We start from the raw sequence: 15,122 nt of genomic DNA, 5'->3' as shown, positions 1-15,122 counted from the left end.
CCGACCGGGCTGTGTTTCTATTTCGCGTAAGTAATCACCAGTCGGGTGATGCATCTTCTCGAGGAGACAGCATGAAGCGTGGGGTCGTGGGGCGTGCCGTGGCGGCGGCGGTGGTCGTGATCGCGGCATCGTCGGTGGCGACGGGGGCCGTGGCCGACGCGGCACCGTCGGCGAAGGCGGCCGGGCACGGTTTGGGTCTCGACGTCGCGACGGCGAAGTCGAAGAAGGGCGTCGACACGTCCTCCGGTGACGCCCTGCCCGCCAAGCTGCGGGGGACGACCGCCTTGCCGGCGTCGGCGTCGCTGCAGCAGTACGCGCTCACCCCGGGCGATCAGGGCCAGGTGGGGTCCTGCGTCACGTGGGCGACCGGCTACACCGGATACGGGATCCTGATGCGGGAGCAGGGCATCACCGGCGCCCCCATGGCGCCGATGTACATCTACTCGCAGATCGCGCAGGGCGACGACGAGGGCACCACCGCCGCTGTCGCCCTGCCGATGGAGGTGTCCCAGGGCATCGACACCCGCGCCGACTACGCGCAGGGCGACTACGACTTCACCACGCAGCCGACCGCGGCCGAGCGCACTAACGCTGCGCACTACCGACTGTCGGGGTCGTCGGACCTGACGGCACGCGGTGACCTGAAGACGAACGTCATGGCGGCGATCGCCAGCGGGCTCCCGGTGAACATCGGCTTTCAGGTGCGCCCCAACTTCGAGTACCTGAACAGCTCGTCGTACAACTATGTCCCCGACACGCGGCAGGCGTCCCTCGGCGGCCACGAGGTCACGATCGTCGGCTACACGTCGACCGGCGTGACACTCGAGAACTCGTGGGGCACGTCGTGGGGCAACAGCGGCTTCTTCACCGCGCCGTGGTCGTTCATCACCGGGTCCGAGGTCGTCGAGGTGCACTCGATGGGCAAGCTCGTCACCTCCTGAGTCCCGCGCCGACTACGCTCGGCCGGTATGGGATCCGCCGAGTTCGATCCGACCGCGGGTGCGCCCGCCGTCGCGGTCGACATCGGCGGCACGAAAGTCGAGGCGGCGCTGGTCGATCCGCGCGGACACGTCCTCTCCGGGACGCGTCGTCGCGCGGCGACGGGCGGCGCGACCTCGTCCGACGGACTCGACGCCGCGGTGCTCGAGGTCGTCACCGACGTCCTCACCGGAAACGTGGCCCGCGCCGCCGCGGCGACGTCGGGACTGGCGGGGATCGGGGTGGCCTGCGCGGGACCCGTCGACGACGCCACGGGCCTCGTCACTCCGATCAACCTGCCCGCGTGGCGCGATCACCCTCTGCGCGCGGTGATCTCGGCGGCGCCGGCCGTCGTGGACTCCGGGGCGGCCGTCGTCCTGCGGCGGGACGGGGTGGCCATCGCGATGGCCGAACACTGGTCGGGCGCCGGGGTCGGTGTCGACGACATGATCGCGATGGTCATCTCGACCGGCATCGGTGGTGGGATCGTGCTCGGTGGGCGGGTCGTCCCGGGCAACGCCGGTCACATCGGGCAGATCGAGGTGTCGGAGCACATCGGCGAGCCGAGTCTCGGCAGCCGCACCACGCTCGAGTCCGTCGCGTCCGGGCCGCACACGGTCGCCTGGGCGCGGTCGCAGGGATGGTCGGGGTCGACGGGGGAGGAACTCGCGATCGCGGTGTCGGACGGCGACCCGATCGCACAACGCGCCGTGGACCGCCTCGTCGACGTTGTCGCACAGGGGATCTGCAGCGCGTGCGCACTCCTCGACGTCGATCTCGTCGCTGTCGGGGGCGGATTCGCCCGCGTCACCGACGATCTCGTCGACCGGATCGCTCATCGGGTGTCGCAGCACCCGCTGCCCTACGTGGCGAGCACGCGCGTCGTGCCCGCGGCGCTGGGGGACACCGCACCGCTTGTCGGGGCCGCGGCGTTCGTGCATCGGCCGGACCTGCTGCCGCGCTGAGATCTGCTGCGCCGCCGCGGCAGTCGAACGATGACGAGCCCCCACAACGACTCGACCCCGCCGCGACCGTGAGGTCGTCGACGGGGTCCAGTGTGATCGGGGGAGATCAGATGGCGGAGACGCCGACCGCCTGCGGGCCCTTCTGGCCCTGCTCGGTCTCGAACGTCACGCGATCGTTCTCGTTCAGGCTGCGGTAGCCCGAACCCTGGATCTCGCTGAAGTGGACGAAGACGTCCTTGCCGCCGTCATCCGGGGTGATGAAGCCGAAGCCCTTCTCGGCGTTGAACCACTTCACGGTTCCCTGGCTCATGGTGTCTCTCCTACTGCTGTGTTGCTGACGGACCGTGCGGTTTGCCCGGTCCAGGGTGGTGCCACTACGGGAGCGAGGGAATTCGGTGAGAAAGCCCGACGCGCACGCGTGTGTATTTCTGCGAGCGACGATCGAACACAAAAACTACAACCACGAAAGAGTCAACACGGGTGCCGCGGGCGATGTCAAGACGCCCGACGACGTCATGTCGCGGCGTTGTGTCCCGTCACAGGACTTGTGTTCACGGTGATCGCAGGGGTGCCCGGGACGCGTCGATCCGCCGATACTGCACGACCGTGAGCATCGACACCTCGTCCCCCACATCCGCCCGTCCGACCGACGCCGAGCTGACGTCGCGTTTCGCCCCGATCTTCGCGCGCATCGCCGAGGGCGCGGTGGAGCGCGAGACCGATCGCCGACTGGCCTACGACGAGGCACGACTCCTGCGCGAGGCGGGATTCGGTGCACTGCGCGTTCCCGTCGAGTTCGGCGGACTGGGGGCCAGTGTTCGCCAACTGTTCGGCCTCCTCGTCGATCTCGCGGCCGCGGAGTCGAACCTGCCGCAGGCCCTGCGTGTGCACTGGAGCTTCGTCGAGGACCAGCGGCTGTCCACCGACGCCGCCGAGCGTGAGCGCTGGCTCCGAGCCGTGGCGGGCGGGACCCTGGTGGGCAACGCGATCACCGAGCCCGGCGTCGGCGCCGTCGACCGCTACCGGACGACGGTGCGCCGTGACGGTGACGAATACGTCGTCGACGGCACGAAGTACTACAGCACCGGCAGCCTCTACTCCGACCACATCCTCGTCGCGGCCGACCTCGACGGGGAGCGGGTGTCGATCCTCGTCGACGCCGACGCGCCCGGTGTCACGCAGCACGACGACTGGGACGGGTTCGGCCAGCGCCTCACGGCGAGCGGCACGACCGAGTTCTCGGGCGTGCGTGTGCCCGCCGACCGTCTGCTCGGGCCGGGTTACGGCGGTGCCGGCGCCTCCTATGCGACCTCGTACCTGCAGCTGGTGCAGCTGGCGGTCCTGGCCGGCATCGCGCGTCGTGCGACCGACGACGTCGCTGCCTGGGTGCGCGATCGGACCCGCACGTTCACCCACGCCGCGGCCGACCTGCCGCGCGAGGATCCGTTGGTGCAGCAGGTGATCGGCCGCCTCTCCAGCGCGGCGTACGTCGCTCGGACCACCGTGCTGGCGGTCGCCGACACGCTCGACGTCGCCCTGGACGACGCGGTGGCGCGGGGTGAGTTCGACACCGCGCTCCTCGACGCGGCCGAGCTCGCCGCCGCGCACGCCCAGGCCGTCGTCATCCCGCTCGTCCTCGACGCGACCAGTCAGCTCTTCGAGGTCGGCGGGGCGTCCATCACGAGCGAGCGGCTGCGATTCGACCGCCACTGGCGCAACGCCCGCACGATCTCGGTGCACAACCCGCTGATCTTCAAGCTCCGGTCGATCGGTGACCACGTGCTCAACGGGACCGACCTGCCGTACGCCTGGAGCGCCGGCAAGCGCTGAGGACCGCAGGACGGGGCACGCGGCCGGGTAGCGTCGGGCATCGTGCCCCGGATGCCGTCGGTCCCCGGCCGTCTCGCGCCGGCGGACGCGCGGGCGCTGTGGATGTCCTCGGTCATCCCGAGCGACCAGTTCCTGCTCTACGCATTCGACGACGGCGGCCGACCTGCTGACGACCTCGTCGAGCAGGTCCTCGTCCGCGCCCGGGGGATCGGCGACCTGACCGTGCGGATCGTCGACACGCCCGGCCATCTCGACTACCCGCGGTGGGTGACGACCGCGATACATCGTGACGACGCCGTGCGGGTGCACGACGTCCCCGACTGGCGGACGTGTCTGGGTGTGCTGGGGCGCGCGGTCGCCGACCAGGTCGACACTCGTCGACTGCCCTGGCGGGTGCATCTGATGCCGCGGGTGACGGGTGTCCCGGGCGCAGGCGACGACTCGGCGACGGTGGCCGTGTTGCAGATCTCGCACGCACTCGCCGACGGCACCCTGGCGTCGGCGATCGCGCGGGAGCTGTGGAGCGACGACCGCGCCAGGCACCCCCGTCGTCGAGGCCCCGTGGGGTCGATCCCGGCGCCGGTGGTGGCGGCCGCTGGTCTGGCCCGCCTCCCGGTGCAGGGCGCCACCCTCGTCCGCAGGGGCATCGTCGCGCATCGTGCCCATCGCGAGCGCGAGAGCGACGAACTCGCCGGCCGGCTGCCTCCGCGCCGACCGGGGGTGCCCCGGGCAACGATCAACGTCGCCCCCGACGACCGTCGGGATCTGCGGGTCGTCCTCACCGATTCCGACCGGCTGCGTGCGGTCGGCGGGACCGTGACCGTCGGTGCGCTCACCGTCATCGGCGCCGCGCTGGCCGCGCACCTCGAGGTCGCGGCCCTGCGGGCCGAGGTGTTGGTGGCCTCGGCCGGAGAACGGCGTGCCCGCAACCACTTCCGGACGGTGGGTGTCGATCTCGCGGTCGACGAACCCGACCCCGGACGACGGGCAGCACGCATCGCCGACGACCTCGCCGACGCCTCACGCCGCGGCATGCATCCGGCCGCGGCGGCGGAGGCCGCCGCGATGGCCGCGGTCCCGGCCGCGTTGGTCGCCTGGGGCGTGCGGTCGTTCGACGCGCACGCAGTGCCGGAGACGGTCTCGGGCAACACGGTCGTGTCGAGCGTGAACCGGGGTGACGACGACCTGGTGTTCGGCGGTGGTCGGGTGCTGTTCACCGCCGGGTTCCCGGCTCTGTCACCGCTGCAGACCGTGACGCACGGCGTGCACGGGATCGGTCGCCGGGTCGCACTGTCGGTGTGTTCGTCGCCGACCGGGCTGGCCGCCCCGGACGCCTACGCCGACCGACTCGCGGCCGCGGTGCGCTGAGCGGACGCGAAGTCCGTCACCGAGCGCTCGATGCCTCGCGCGTCGAGTCCGGCGGCGGCGATGTGATCCTCGGGAGTGCCGTAGCGGCGTGGTTCCTCGCGCCGGAAACCCAGGCCGAGCAACCGGTGTGGACGATCGCGCAGTGCGTCGGCCACCTCGTGGCTCGACGTCCCGGCGAGGTAGGGCTCGACGAGCACGACGTCGGGAACGGGTCCGGACAGACGTCGCAGGCCGGCGCCGTCGAACGGCCGGACGGTGGCGGTGTACAGCACGGTGGGATCGAGATCGGTTGCGGTGGAGATCCTCTCGGCGGCAGCGAGCGTGGCGTCGAGCACCGGGCCGACGGCGACGATCACGAGGGCGCCCGATCCGGGGCGCGCGACGTGCAGCGCCGGAGTGCTCACGTCGAATGACCTGCTGTTCTGCTGGGCGGTCACCCGGATGTAGTGCCGCCCCCGTTCGCGGTGGGCGAGACGCATCAGCTGGTCGACCTCGTCGGCGGTGCCGGGAACGTGCACGGAGAAGCCGGGTACCGCGGCGACGAGCGCGACGTCGGCGACGGTCTGATGCGTGCGCCCCATCGACGCCATGTCGACCGAGCCGCCCGTGGACACCAGCAGGCCGTCGACGTCCTGGTGGCCGAACCCCAGCTTGATCTGCTCGTAGGCGCGTTCGACGAGGAACGGCGCGAAGGTGTGCGCGATGGGGAACGCCCCGGCCAGCGCCATCCCGGCGGCCACGTCGACGAGGAGTTGCTCACGGATGCCCACGTTCACGACGCGGTCGGGGCGGGTGATCGCATCTCGCCCGAACCACTGCCCCGCGATCTCGGCGTAGACGATCACCGTGGTGGGGTCGTCGTCCACCAGCGCGAGAGCGGTCTCGGGGAATCGGGTGCGCGGGTCGTCGGTGGTCATGCGTCCTTCCTCTCGACGAGTGCGGCGACGAAGGCCGGCCGCCCCGGGCGGCTGAGCAGGGCCGATCGGATCGCCGCGTGGTCGTGACCGTCGATCTCGTCGGACTGCCACCCGTCGAGGGCGAAACGCCTGCGGAGACGACCGGGCCGGTTGTGGGTCGACGACCGGTTGTCGATCGCGACGACCGTGAGGTTCGCGAGACCGCGGGCGCCCGCGACGGCGATCGCCTCGTCGTTCGAGCCCTCGTCGAGTTCCGCGTCGCCGACGAGGACGTACACGTGGGCGGGGCTGCCGCGGCCGCGCAGAGCGATCGCGGTGCCCACCGCCATCGGCAGCCCGTGTCCCAGCGACCCGGAGCCGATCTCCACACCCGGGACCAGCGTGCGATCGGGATGGCCGCCGAGGGGTGAGTCCCAGCTCATCCAGTCGTCGAGCCAGTCGGCCGGGAACCAGCCGTGCGCGGCGAGCACGGCGTAGAACGCCATCGGGCCGTGGCCCTTCGACAGGTAGAAGCGGTCACGGTCGGGGTCGTCGGCGCGGTCGGGGGAGGAGCGGAGGACGTCGTGGTGCAGGACCCACAGCACGTCGAGCGTCGAGGCGGAGGCGGGTGCGTGCTTCTCGTCGCCGGTCATCCGGGCGATCAGAGCGGGGAGGTCGCCGTGGGTGTACGGGGTGGGAGGGCTCGTGGTCGTCATGCGACCAGGATCAGACCTGAACCTCACTTGAGGTCAAGGTCTGCGTGGTCGGCGGTCAGTCGTGGTGCGAGTGCCCGTTGATCTCGTGGGTGCGACCGCTGTTGCGGGTCAGCCGTTTCGGGAGTCGGCCCGCGAGGTCACCCAGCGGGGTGACCGCGTTGTTGAGCACGTCGACGGCATCGCGGAGTTCGTGGACGGTCTCCTGGATCGCGACGATGCTCGGGGCGAGCTGGCCGATGACGTCGGTGAGTTCGGAGATGCGCTCGATGGGTCCGCCGGGAGCGATGGCGCGTTCGACCGCGCCGTTCTCGCCGACCAGCTGGTCGAGGAGGCCGCTGTCGGCGACGAGGCGGTCGATGATGCCGCCCTCCTCGGTCATCTTGTTCAGCAGGCCGTCCTCGGCGGTGAGCTTGTCGACGATGCCGCCCTCGCTGGTGAGGCGCTCGAGGATGCCCTCGTTCTCGGTGAACTGGTCGATGACGCCGCCCTTGCGGGACAGACGATCGAGCGGTCCGCCGGCGGCGGTGAGGCGGATGAGGATGCCGTTCTCCTCGGCCATCTGGTCGAGCAGACCGCCCTCGGCGGTGAGCTTCTCCAGCGAGCCGTCGCGTGCGGTGAGGCGGTCGACGACACCGCCGTCGGCGAGCAGACGATCCAGCGGTCCGCCCTGCGCGAGGATGCGACCGAACGGGCGGTCGGGACCGAGCAGCTCGGCCAGTTGCCCGATCAGCTGCAACGGGGTGCGTGCCGAGAAGGAGGTGTCGTCCTCGACACCGAGGGCCGCGTTGACCTCGTGGGCGACGTTCTCGATGGTCAGTCGGGCGATGGTGACACCGGACTCCACCGCGGCGAGTGCGACGCCCGTCGCGGCGAACCCGATCCGCAGAGGCAGCTCGACAGCGACCTTCACATCCATGAATGACAGCGTAGGCCATCCCGATGTGACGTAGACCGCACCGCACGTCGGGGTGGGTCGACCGGCGCGTCAGTCCTGCGCCGCGGCCTTCGCCTTGGCCTTCATCTCCTTCTTGTGCGCCCGGACCTTGTTCAGCGACTCCTCGTCCACGACGTCGGCCACGGAGCGGTAGCCCTTCTTGCCGTAGTCGCCGACCGCGGTGGTCCAGCCGCGCGGCTTCACATCGAGTTGCTTGGCCAGCAGCGCGGTGAAGATCTTGGCCTTCTGTTCGCCGAACCCGGGGAGCGCCTTCACCCGGTCGACGAGGTCCTCGCCCGAGGTGGCCTCGGTCCAGATGCGAGTGGTGTCGCCGTCGTACTCGGCGACGACCGCCGAGGCGAGCGCCTGCAGGCGCTGGGCCATCGACCGGCCGTACCGGTGGATGGCGGGCGGCGTCGCACACAGGTCGGCGAACCGCTCGGGGTCGGCGACGGCGATCTCGGCGGGATCGAGGGTGCCGAACCGTTCGAGGATCTTCGCGGGGCCGGCGAACGCGCGTTCCATCGGGAACTGCTGATCGAGGAGCATGCCGGCGAGCAGTGCGAACGGGTCGGTCGAGAGCAGCTCGTCGGCCGCGGGGTCCTGCGCGATGCGGAGCGTCACCATGGCGTGATCGTAATGCGCGTCGGGCCGTGAACCGGTCGGAGTAGCGTCGCTCCGGGGTGCGTGACAGCGGCCCTCGACATCGACGGGACAGGGCGGACGATGAGCACCACGTCAGGATCCACGCAGGCCGATCAACACGTCGCGAAGGTCATCGGCGTCACCGTCGCCGCGGCTGTCGGCGGCTTCCTCTTCGGTTTCGACAGCTCGGTCGTCAACGGCGCGGTCGACTCCATCCAGGGCCACTTCGGGCTCGGCGAGTTCATGAAGGGGTTCGCCGTCGCCGTCGCGCTTCTCGGGTGTGCGCTCGGCGCCTGGTTCGCCGGCCGTCTGGCCGACGTGTGGGGACGCAAGCGCGTCATGCTGCTCGGGTCCTTCCTGTTCACCATCTCGTCCATCGGCACCGGGTTCGCCTGGAGCGTGCCGGATCTCATCGTGTGGCGCGTCCTCGGTGGTCTCGGCATCGGCATCGCCTCGGTGATCGCCCCGGCCTACATCGCCGAGATCGCTCCGGCGCGGTTCCGCGGGGCGCTCGGCTCGATGCAGCAGCTGGCCATCACGATCGGCATCTTCATCGCGTTGCTCTCCGACGCGCTGCTCGCCGACAACGCGGGCGGTGCCTCGAGCGACTTCTGGTTCGGCATCGAGGCGTGGCGGTGGATGTTCTTCGTCGGCGTCATCCCGGCGCTCGTGTACGGCGTGCTGGCGCTGCTCATCCCGGAGTCGCCGCGCTACCTCGTGGGCAACCACCTCGACGAGGAGGCCGCGCGCATCCTCCGCGACGTCACCGGCGAGCCGGACCCGCTCAACCGTGTCAAGGAGATCCGGCTGACGCTGCGGCGGGAGTCGAAGTCGTCCCTGGCCGACATCCGCGGGACCTCGTTCGGGCTGCACCCGCTCGTCTGGGTGGGCATCTGGATCGCGATCCTGCAGCAGTTCGTCGGGATCAACGCGATCTTCTACTACTCCACCACGCTGTGGAAGTCGGTGGGCTTCAGCGAGAGCCAGTCGTTCCAGACGTCGGTGATCACCGGCATCATCAACGTGGTCATGACGTTCGGCGCGATCCTGTTCGTCGACCGCATCGGGCGTCGGCTGCTGCTCAAGATCGGGTCAGTCGGGATGTTCGTCGGCCTCGTCCTGGCGGCCATCGCGTTCACCCAGCAGCAGGGCAGCGGTGACGACGTGACACTGCCCGGCAACTGGGGCGTCATCGCGCTGATCGGTGCCAACCTGTTCGTCGTCGCGTTCGCGGCGACGTGGGGTCCGGTCATGTGGGTGATGCTGGGCGAGATGTTCCCGAACCGCATCCGCGGCGTCGCGCTCGGCGTGTGCACGGCGATGAACTGGGTCGCGAACTTCACCATCTCGCTGCTGTTCCCGCAGGTCAGTCAGAGCCTCGGCCTGGCGTACGTCTACGGCTTCTTCGCGCTGTGCGCGTTGATCTCGTACTTCTACGTGCAGTTCAAGGTCCCCGAGACGACCGGCATCGAACTGGAGAACATGGGTGGCGAGTCACCCGAACCCGCGAAGACGCCTGTCTGACACAAGGGTTCCCGGTCGGGTCCGACGTGCGTTCTCGCGTCGCCCGCCCGCGCCCGCCTCGTGCTCGGGGCGGGTCGACGAGGTCGCCGCGGGTTGATGGGCCCCTGTGCGAACCCGCGTCGTCCTCGCGTTCCCGCGTCAGGCTCGGCGCGGATTCACCGGTTCGGCGCGGACGGAGAGCACTGTGACCGCGACGGGAGCGGTTCTCGCCACGACGATCGTCGTCGCCACGGCGGTCGGCGTCGGTGTCGTGCCGAGACTCGCCCCGGCGCGGCCGCGAGGTCGCGGCGTGTTCCGCCACCCGGGCACGTGGCTCGCCGTGGTGGTCGCGGCGATGGCGGCGAACCAGGTCCTCGTCACCGCGTACATCCACCAGGCGTGGGGTGGTGACACCTCGCGGATCACCCGTTACCTGCCACCCGGCTGGTTCGACCTCGCCGATCTCGGGCGCCTCGCAGACGTCCTACCGGCCTGGCCGTGGACGGTGCTGCACGTGCAGGCTGCGCTCGAACTGCCCGTCGTCGTCCTCGCGTATCTGCTCGTCGCCCGCTGGCTGGGCGCCGACACGGCCGGACGCGTGGTGGCGGCGCGCTGGTGGATCAGCGCGTCGTGGACGGTCGTCTTCTGCCTGGTCGAGTGGGATCTCCACAACCCGTACACGGTGGGGGACATCGTCATCCGCCTCGTCGCGGGTGTCGTCGTCCCGCTGCTGGTTCCCCTGCTCGGGACGGGGCGGTCGGAGCCCGCGGGCCTGCTCGGTGTCGGGGTGTCGGCGGCCGCGCTGGGATGTGTGGTCCTCGCGGTCTACGACGTGCTCACCCTCTACAACCTCGGGCACGCCGGTCGCTGGGTCGTGCCGGTCGTGGTGTCGCTCGCGGTCCTCGCGGCGGCCCGGTGGTGGGCGGCTCGGCACACGGCGCCGTCGGGTCCGCTGGTCACATCGGCGGTCGGTGCCCTCGGATGGTTCGTCGCCGTGTTCGCCGTACCCGCGCTGCCGCTGCGCTATGGGCTCACCTTCGGCACCCAGATCGTCTCCCTCGTGGCGGGATCGGTGATCGTCGTCGCCTCGATCCTGCGCGGCTGGGATCCGCGACGACGGCGGGCTCTGGTCGTCGTCCTGACCGCCGGGGTCCTCGGCGCGGCGACCGGTGCGCTCGTCACCGCCGAGATCACCGAGGTCCGACTCCTCGCCGCGGCAGCGGGTTTCGTGGTCGCGGCTGCGATCGTCTGTGCGCTCGGCGACCGACGCCTGCGAGGCGCCGGAACGCCCACTGCTGCGTCGCAGCGGGCCGATCGATCCGAATCGCGATGACTCCGCGCCGTTCTCCCGGGTCCGCGTCGTGCCCGGCGCGGAGTGACGAGCACGCCGCGAGTTCTCGCGATCTGCCCCTGTCCGCGTCGTCCTCACCAACCCACGTCACTCCTGCAAACCCGCGGCGACCACGGGAACCCGCGCTGTGCTCGGCGCGGGTCGGCTGATTCTCAGCGAGTTCGTGACGCAGCCCCCGAGACGCCGAACCGCCCGCTGCGGGGTCGCAGCGGGCGGATCGGTCAGGGGGAGGGACCCGGGGTGAGGGCGTCAGGCGTTCGTGACGCCGACCATCGGGAGGAAGAAGCAGCTGCGGCCGCCGTTGTTCACCGTGCCGAAGACCGCCGACAGGACGGTGCCCTTGCCCGTGGTGACCGGCGCGAGACGGCTGCCCGCCGGCGCGATCGTGTTGACGATGCCCGACAGTGTCTTCGCGGCCATGTCCTTGATCGGGGAGGCGGGCACGTTCGCGAGCCAGGCGTCGACGAGGGTGTCGCCGGCCTTGCCCATCTGCCCGATGCCGAACTTGCCTGTCGCCGTGTTGAACCAGGCGACCTGCATACCGGTCGAGGTCGGGTCGCTGGTGACGCCCGCGGGGACGAACCCGTAGAGCACCTGCCCGTCCTTCACCACGTTCGGGTCGATGTTCACCAGCGGGATGGTCGGCAGCGAGATCCCCGGCGCAGCCCAGGGCCCGGCGACGGCACCGCCCGCGGCGGGCAACAGCCCCAACGGGTTCGACGCGGTCGGGGTGGTGCAGTTGAACGCGACGGTCGGGTTCAGGAACGGCTGGATGCCGAGGCTGCGCAGCGTTTTGTTCGCGGTGTCGAGCAGGGCGAGGACGTCGGTGCCCGACGTCGCGCTCAGCGTCGGCGACCCCAGTGCCGCAGCCGCGGCGGACTCAGGCGTGGTGGCGGGGTCCGCGGACGCGGGTGCGGCCGCGACGACACCGCCGACGGTCATCGAGAGCGCCACCGCGCCGGCCGCGAGTGAGCGCTTCAGGGAACGGGATCGAGCGTGAGAAGGCATGGGGGTACTCCATATCGGTCGCGATGGCTGGTGCTGGGGTCGTGACCGACGGGGAGCCGGTCAGGTCAGATGAAGGCGAGGCCCACCGTGGGGACGATCTGGCACGCCACCGTCTTGCCCTTGGTCTTCGTGGTGACGGTGCCGTAGATGGCGGAGAGCACGCGGCCCTTGCCGGTCTGCGCGATCGCGGTGAAGGTGCCGGGACCGTTGGCCGCGTTGATGCGGTCGTTGCGCTTCAGGTCGATCTGACCGGTCTTGCCGGTGTCGATGTTGATCCAGATCGCGGTCAGCGGGGCGCGGGTGTTGTCCAGCGCCGGACCGGTGCCGAGGCTGGTGTAGACGTATCCGGCCTGGCCGGCCTTCGGGCCGGGGGCAGGGGCCTCCTGCGGTCCGGCGGTCACCAGCGCGGTGCCCACGGAGTTGCCGCCCGGGATGCACCCGACGCCGATGGTCGGGTAGAGGAACTGTTGGATGCGCGGCGCGTTCGGGCCGGTCGGGATGACCGGGTCGTTCGCGGCCGCCGCCACCTTGGCGACCTGCGTCGGCTTCGCGGAGCCGTCGAGGAAGCCGGTGACCTGGCGCCAGATGGTGGTGACCTGTGCCGGCATGCCTGGCGACTCGGCGATCGCGGTGGCCTGGGAGATCAGATCGGAGTTGATCTTCCCGTCGGGGCCGGGTGTGACAGCCGAGCCGACGATCGCGGGCACGAAGGCGCCGAGCGAGTCGAGCGTGGGCTTGTCGACCTTCGGCGCGGCCGGGGCAGACAGCGGGAGGGACCCGACCTGCGACGACGGGCTCGCGGGCGCCGAGGGCGCGGGCGCGGCGAAGGCGACAGCGGGCACCGTCATGGCGGTCAGGACGCCCAGTGCGGTCGTCCCCAGCTTCCGGCGGGTTCCCATGGTCAGCGCTCACATCCGATCGTCGTCGTCCCGGGCCGCGAGCGGACACCCGCGGCCAAGCGGTCAGTCTAGGTCGACGCGGCGTGTCGTTCGCCGCTCAGGGGACCCTAGCGTGGTACGCGTGTGACTGAAGAGACGGGTGATGCGATTGTTACGCGCCCGTCATGTCTCGGTTGCCGGGGTGTCGGCGGCGATCTCCCTGTCGATCACCTCGGCCAGGTCGACGTCCTTGCCGGTCAGGCCGCCCGCCGAGTGCGTGGCCAGGGTGAAGGAGATCGTCCGCCAGCGGATGTCGATGTCCGGGTGGTGGTCGCGGTCCTCGGCCGCCTCGGCGACCCGACGCACGATGTCGACGCCCGCGAGGAAGGACGACGCGTCGTGGGACCGCCGCATCTCGGCGTCCCCCACGGTCCAGTCGGTGAAGCGACCTCGCGCCTGCTCACGCTCGTCGTCGGTCAGGAGGGTGTCGTCACGTGCGGCCATCACCCCATGCTGTCAGCCTCTGGTTGGATCGGAGACGTGATGCGCAGACTGACGCGACGGCCCCGGCCGATGCTCCGCGTGGGGGTTCTCCTCGCCGCCTCGATCGCGGTGGTCGCCACCGCCACCGCGTGTTCGAGCTCCGACGACACGAAGCAGGTCACCCTGCTCACGCACGACTCCTTCGCCCTGCCCGACCCGGTGATCGCGGACTTCCAGAAGCAGACCGGCCTGAAGCTGGTCGTGACGAAGTCGGGGGACGCGGGACAGCTCGCCTCGACGATCTCGCTGACGCCGGGCCGCCCGAAGGCCGACGCGGTCTACGGCATCGACAACACCTTCGCGTCGCGCCCGGTGACCGCGGGTGCCCTCGCCGACTACACCTCGCCGGCCCTGCCGACGTCCGCGCAGGACTACGTGCTCGGCGGCGATGCGGGCAAGCAGCTGACCCCGGTGGACCGCGGGGACGTGTGTGTCAACGTCGACACCGCCTGGTTCGCGCAGCGGGGGATCCCCGCGCCGACGTCGATCACCCAGCTCACCGACCCGCGCTACAAGAGCGACCTCGTCGCGATGGACCCGGCGACGTCGTCGCCCGGTCTGGGCTTCCTCCTCGCCACCATCGCGGCGCGTCCCGGCGACTGGCAGGAGTACTGGAAGGGCCTGCGCGCCAATGACGTCTCGATCGTCTCCGGCTGGGACACCGGGTACAACCAGGACTTCTCCGGCGGCGAGGGCAAGGGACCCAAGCCGATCGTCGTGTCCTACGCGTCCTCGCCGGCGGAGAACCCGGCGACGAAGGCCCTGCTCGACGGCTGCTTCCGGCAGGTCGAGTACGTCGGGGTGCTCAAGGGCGCCGCCAACACCGACGGTGCGCGCAAGCTCGTCGACTTCATGCTGAGCGACGAGGTGCAGAAGGCCCTGCCCGACTCCATGTACGTCTACCCCGTCCGTGACGGCGTGCCGCTGCCGGAGTCGTGGGCGAAGTACGCGCCGCTCCCGACGGACACCGTCGACCTCGCACCGGGATCCATCGCGAAGAACCGCGAGAACTGGCAGCGCGAGTGGCGCACGATCATGGGTCGCTGACGCCGGTGACGCCCGACGAGGCGCACTCGCGGCTCGCCGCGCACTCGCACGGTGTCCTCGCCACGATCCATCCCGACCGTGGCCCCGATCCGGTGCCCGTCGTCTACGGGGTGAGCGGTGACGTCGTCGGTATCGGCGTCGACACGGTCAAACCCAAGTCCGCGACGCGTCTGCGTCGCGAACGCAACCTCGAGTCCGATCCGCGCGCGTCCCTGCTCGTCGAGCACTGGGACGCCGACGACTGGAGTCGACTGTGGTGGGTGCGCGCCCACCTCGTGCACGTCCCCGACCCGCCGCGCGACGTCGTCGACGACCTCGTGCGGCGACTCGTGGACGCGGCGCCGCAGTACGCGGACGCCCCCTTCCACCGGGTGCTCGCCCTGCGGATCGTGTCGACGTCCGGCTGGGCCGCGCAGGGTCGGGACGGGTGATCACCCGGGCGGTGGTGCACGGCCGCGGC

The 15,122-nt window shown here is 70.8% G+C and carries 16 protein-coding genes; 8 read left to right on the top strand and 8 right to left on the bottom strand.

Features of this window, described 5'->3' with window-relative positions; translation table 11 throughout:
* Positions 1-71: 71 nt before the first annotated feature.
* Both LX12_RS11770 and LX12_RS11765 read left to right on the top strand, forming a co-directional pair.
* Entirely contained in the window at positions 72-941 is an 870-nt protein-coding gene (locus LX12_RS11770) for a C1 family peptidase (RefSeq protein ID WP_253654744.1), read from the top strand.
* A 27-nt stretch (positions 942-968) separates the two neighbouring features.
* Positions 969-1,943 (top strand): ROK family protein, encoded by a 975-nt coding sequence (locus LX12_RS11765; protein ID WP_253654743.1) that lies wholly within the window; start codon positions 969-971, stop codon positions 1,941-1,943.
* A 106-nt stretch (positions 1,944-2,049) separates the two neighbouring features.
* Here LX12_RS11765 and LX12_RS11760 read toward each other — a convergent pair whose 3' ends face one another.
* Positions 2,050-2,253 (bottom strand): cold-shock protein, encoded by a 204-nt coding sequence (locus LX12_RS11760; RefSeq protein WP_253654742.1) that lies wholly within the window; start codon positions 2,251-2,253, stop codon positions 2,050-2,052.
* Positions 2,254-2,549: 296 nt separating this feature from the next.
* Between LX12_RS11760 and LX12_RS11755 the strand changes: the two genes are divergently transcribed.
* Entirely contained in the window at positions 2,550-3,773 is a 1,224-nt protein-coding gene (locus LX12_RS11755; RefSeq protein WP_372504994.1) for an acyl-CoA dehydrogenase family protein, read from the top strand.
* A 51-nt stretch (positions 3,774-3,824) separates the two neighbouring features.
* Positions 3,825-5,141, top strand: coding sequence for a wax ester/triacylglycerol synthase domain-containing protein (locus LX12_RS11750; RefSeq protein ID WP_253654741.1), 1,317 nt, complete (start codon positions 3,825-3,827; stop codon positions 5,139-5,141).
* On the opposite strand, the gene LX12_RS11745 is transcribed toward LX12_RS11750, so the two are convergent.
* From LX12_RS11745 to LX12_RS11730, 4 genes are all read right to left on the bottom strand, one after another.
* Positions 5,108-6,058: a transketolase family protein gene (locus tag LX12_RS11745; protein ID WP_253654740.1), complete on the bottom strand. Its 951-nt coding sequence runs from the start codon at positions 6,056-6,058 to the stop codon at positions 5,108-5,110. The two genes, LX12_RS11750 and LX12_RS11745, sit on opposite strands and share 34 nt — an antisense overlap.
* On the bottom strand, positions 6,055-6,753 hold the full coding sequence (locus tag LX12_RS11740) for a thiamine pyrophosphate-binding protein (protein WP_253654739.1): 699 nt from the start codon (positions 6,751-6,753) through the stop codon (positions 6,055-6,057). Before LX12_RS11740 ends, LX12_RS11745 begins: the two co-directional genes overlap by 4 nt.
* Positions 6,754-6,808: 55 nt before the next feature.
* Positions 6,809-7,669, bottom strand: a complete 861-nt coding sequence (locus tag LX12_RS11735) for a hypothetical protein (RefSeq protein ID WP_253654738.1) — start codon at positions 7,667-7,669, stop codon at positions 6,809-6,811.
* 69 nt (positions 7,670-7,738) lie between these two features.
* A complete protein-coding gene (locus tag LX12_RS11730; protein WP_253654737.1) occupies positions 7,739-8,314 on the bottom strand; it encodes an HhH-GPD-type base excision DNA repair protein in 576 nt (191 codons plus the stop codon).
* A gap of 99 nt (positions 8,315-8,413) precedes the next feature.
* Between LX12_RS11730 and LX12_RS11725 the strand changes: the two genes are divergently transcribed.
* Together LX12_RS11725 and LX12_RS11720 are read left to right on the top strand one after the other, a co-directional pair.
* A complete protein-coding gene (locus tag LX12_RS11725; RefSeq protein ID WP_253654736.1) occupies positions 8,414-9,856 on the top strand; it encodes a sugar porter family MFS transporter in 1,443 nt (480 codons plus the stop codon).
* 184 nt (positions 9,857-10,040) lie between these two features.
* Positions 10,041-11,168, top strand: a complete 1,128-nt coding sequence (locus LX12_RS11720) for a hypothetical protein (protein ID WP_253654735.1) — start codon at positions 10,041-10,043, stop codon at positions 11,166-11,168.
* A gap of 267 nt (positions 11,169-11,435) precedes the next feature.
* On the opposite strand, the gene LX12_RS11715 is transcribed toward LX12_RS11720, so the two are convergent.
* The 3 genes from LX12_RS11715 to LX12_RS11705 all read right to left on the bottom strand — a co-directional run bounded on the left by LX12_RS11715 (position 11,436) and on the right by LX12_RS11705 (position 13,576).
* Positions 11,436-12,194 (bottom strand): hypothetical protein, encoded by a 759-nt coding sequence (locus LX12_RS11715; protein ID WP_253654734.1) that lies wholly within the window; start codon positions 12,192-12,194, stop codon positions 11,436-11,438.
* Between the two features lie 65 nt (positions 12,195-12,259).
* Positions 12,260-13,093 carry an Rv1157c family protein gene (locus tag LX12_RS11710; RefSeq protein WP_253654733.1) on the bottom strand — a complete coding sequence of 278 codons (834 nt, stop codon included), beginning with the start codon at positions 13,091-13,093 and terminating at the stop codon, positions 12,260-12,262.
* 162 nt (positions 13,094-13,255) lie between these two features.
* Entirely contained in the window at positions 13,256-13,576 is a 321-nt protein-coding gene (locus LX12_RS11705) for a 4a-hydroxytetrahydrobiopterin dehydratase (protein ID WP_253654732.1), read from the bottom strand.
* 39 nt (positions 13,577-13,615) lie between these two features.
* On the opposite strand from LX12_RS11705, the gene LX12_RS11700 reads away from it, so the two are divergent.
* Together LX12_RS11700 and LX12_RS11695 are read left to right on the top strand one after the other, a co-directional pair.
* Positions 13,616-14,662, top strand: coding sequence for a thiamine ABC transporter substrate-binding protein (locus tag LX12_RS11700; protein ID WP_253654731.1), 1,047 nt, complete (start codon positions 13,616-13,618; stop codon positions 14,660-14,662).
* A complete protein-coding gene (locus LX12_RS11695) occupies positions 14,638-15,093 on the top strand; it encodes a pyridoxamine 5'-phosphate oxidase family protein (protein ID WP_253654730.1) in 456 nt (151 codons plus the stop codon). The genes LX12_RS11700 and LX12_RS11695 overlap by 25 nt, the downstream gene beginning before the upstream one ends.
* The last annotated feature ends 29 nt before the right edge of the window (positions 15,094-15,122 follow it).

It is taken from the genome of Williamsia serinedens, assembly GCF_024171725.1.
Lineage (GTDB): Bacteria > Actinomycetota > Actinomycetes > Mycobacteriales > Mycobacteriaceae > Williamsia_A > Williamsia_A serinedens.
This window is presented reverse-complemented; position numbering and strand designations above follow the sequence as displayed.

Excerpts from the sequence above, each read along its gene's own strand:
- LX12_RS11770 (WP_253654744.1), top strand. The coding sequence starts at position 72 with ATGAAGCGTGGGGTCGTGGGGCGTGCCGTGGCGGCGGCGGTGGTCGTG.
- LX12_RS11765 (WP_253654743.1), top strand. The coding sequence starts at position 969 with ATGGGATCCGCCGAGTTCGATCCGACCGCGGGTGCGCCCGCCGTCGCG.
- LX12_RS11760 (WP_253654742.1), bottom strand. The coding sequence starts at position 2,253 with ATGAGCCAGGGAACCGTGAAGTGGTTCAACGCCGAGAAGGGCTTCGGC.
- LX12_RS11750 (WP_253654741.1), top strand. The coding sequence starts at position 3,825 with ATGCCGTCGGTCCCCGGCCGTCTCGCGCCGGCGGACGCGCGGGCGCTG.
- LX12_RS11745 (WP_253654740.1), bottom strand. The coding sequence starts at position 6,058 with ATGACCACCGACGACCCGCGCACCCGATTCCCCGAGACCGCTCTCGCG.
- LX12_RS11740 (WP_253654739.1), bottom strand. The coding sequence starts at position 6,753 with ATGACGACCACGAGCCCTCCCACCCCGTACACCCACGGCGACCTCCCC.
- LX12_RS11735 (WP_253654738.1), bottom strand. The coding sequence starts at position 7,669 with ATGGATGTGAAGGTCGCTGTCGAGCTGCCTCTGCGGATCGGGTTCGCC.
- LX12_RS11730 (WP_253654737.1), bottom strand. The coding sequence starts at position 8,314 with ATGGTGACGCTCCGCATCGCGCAGGACCCCGCGGCCGACGAGCTGCTC.
- LX12_RS11725 (WP_253654736.1), top strand. The coding sequence starts at position 8,414 with ATGAGCACCACGTCAGGATCCACGCAGGCCGATCAACACGTCGCGAAG.
- LX12_RS11715 (WP_253654734.1), bottom strand. The coding sequence starts at position 12,194 with ATGCCTTCTCACGCTCGATCCCGTTCCCTGAAGCGCTCACTCGCGGCC.
- LX12_RS11710 (WP_253654733.1), bottom strand. The coding sequence starts at position 13,093 with ATGGGAACCCGCCGGAAGCTGGGGACGACCGCACTGGGCGTCCTGACC.
- LX12_RS11705 (WP_253654732.1), bottom strand. The coding sequence starts at position 13,576 with ATGGCCGCACGTGACGACACCCTCCTGACCGACGACGAGCGTGAGCAG.
- LX12_RS11700 (WP_253654731.1), top strand. The coding sequence starts at position 13,616 with ATGCGCAGACTGACGCGACGGCCCCGGCCGATGCTCCGCGTGGGGGTT.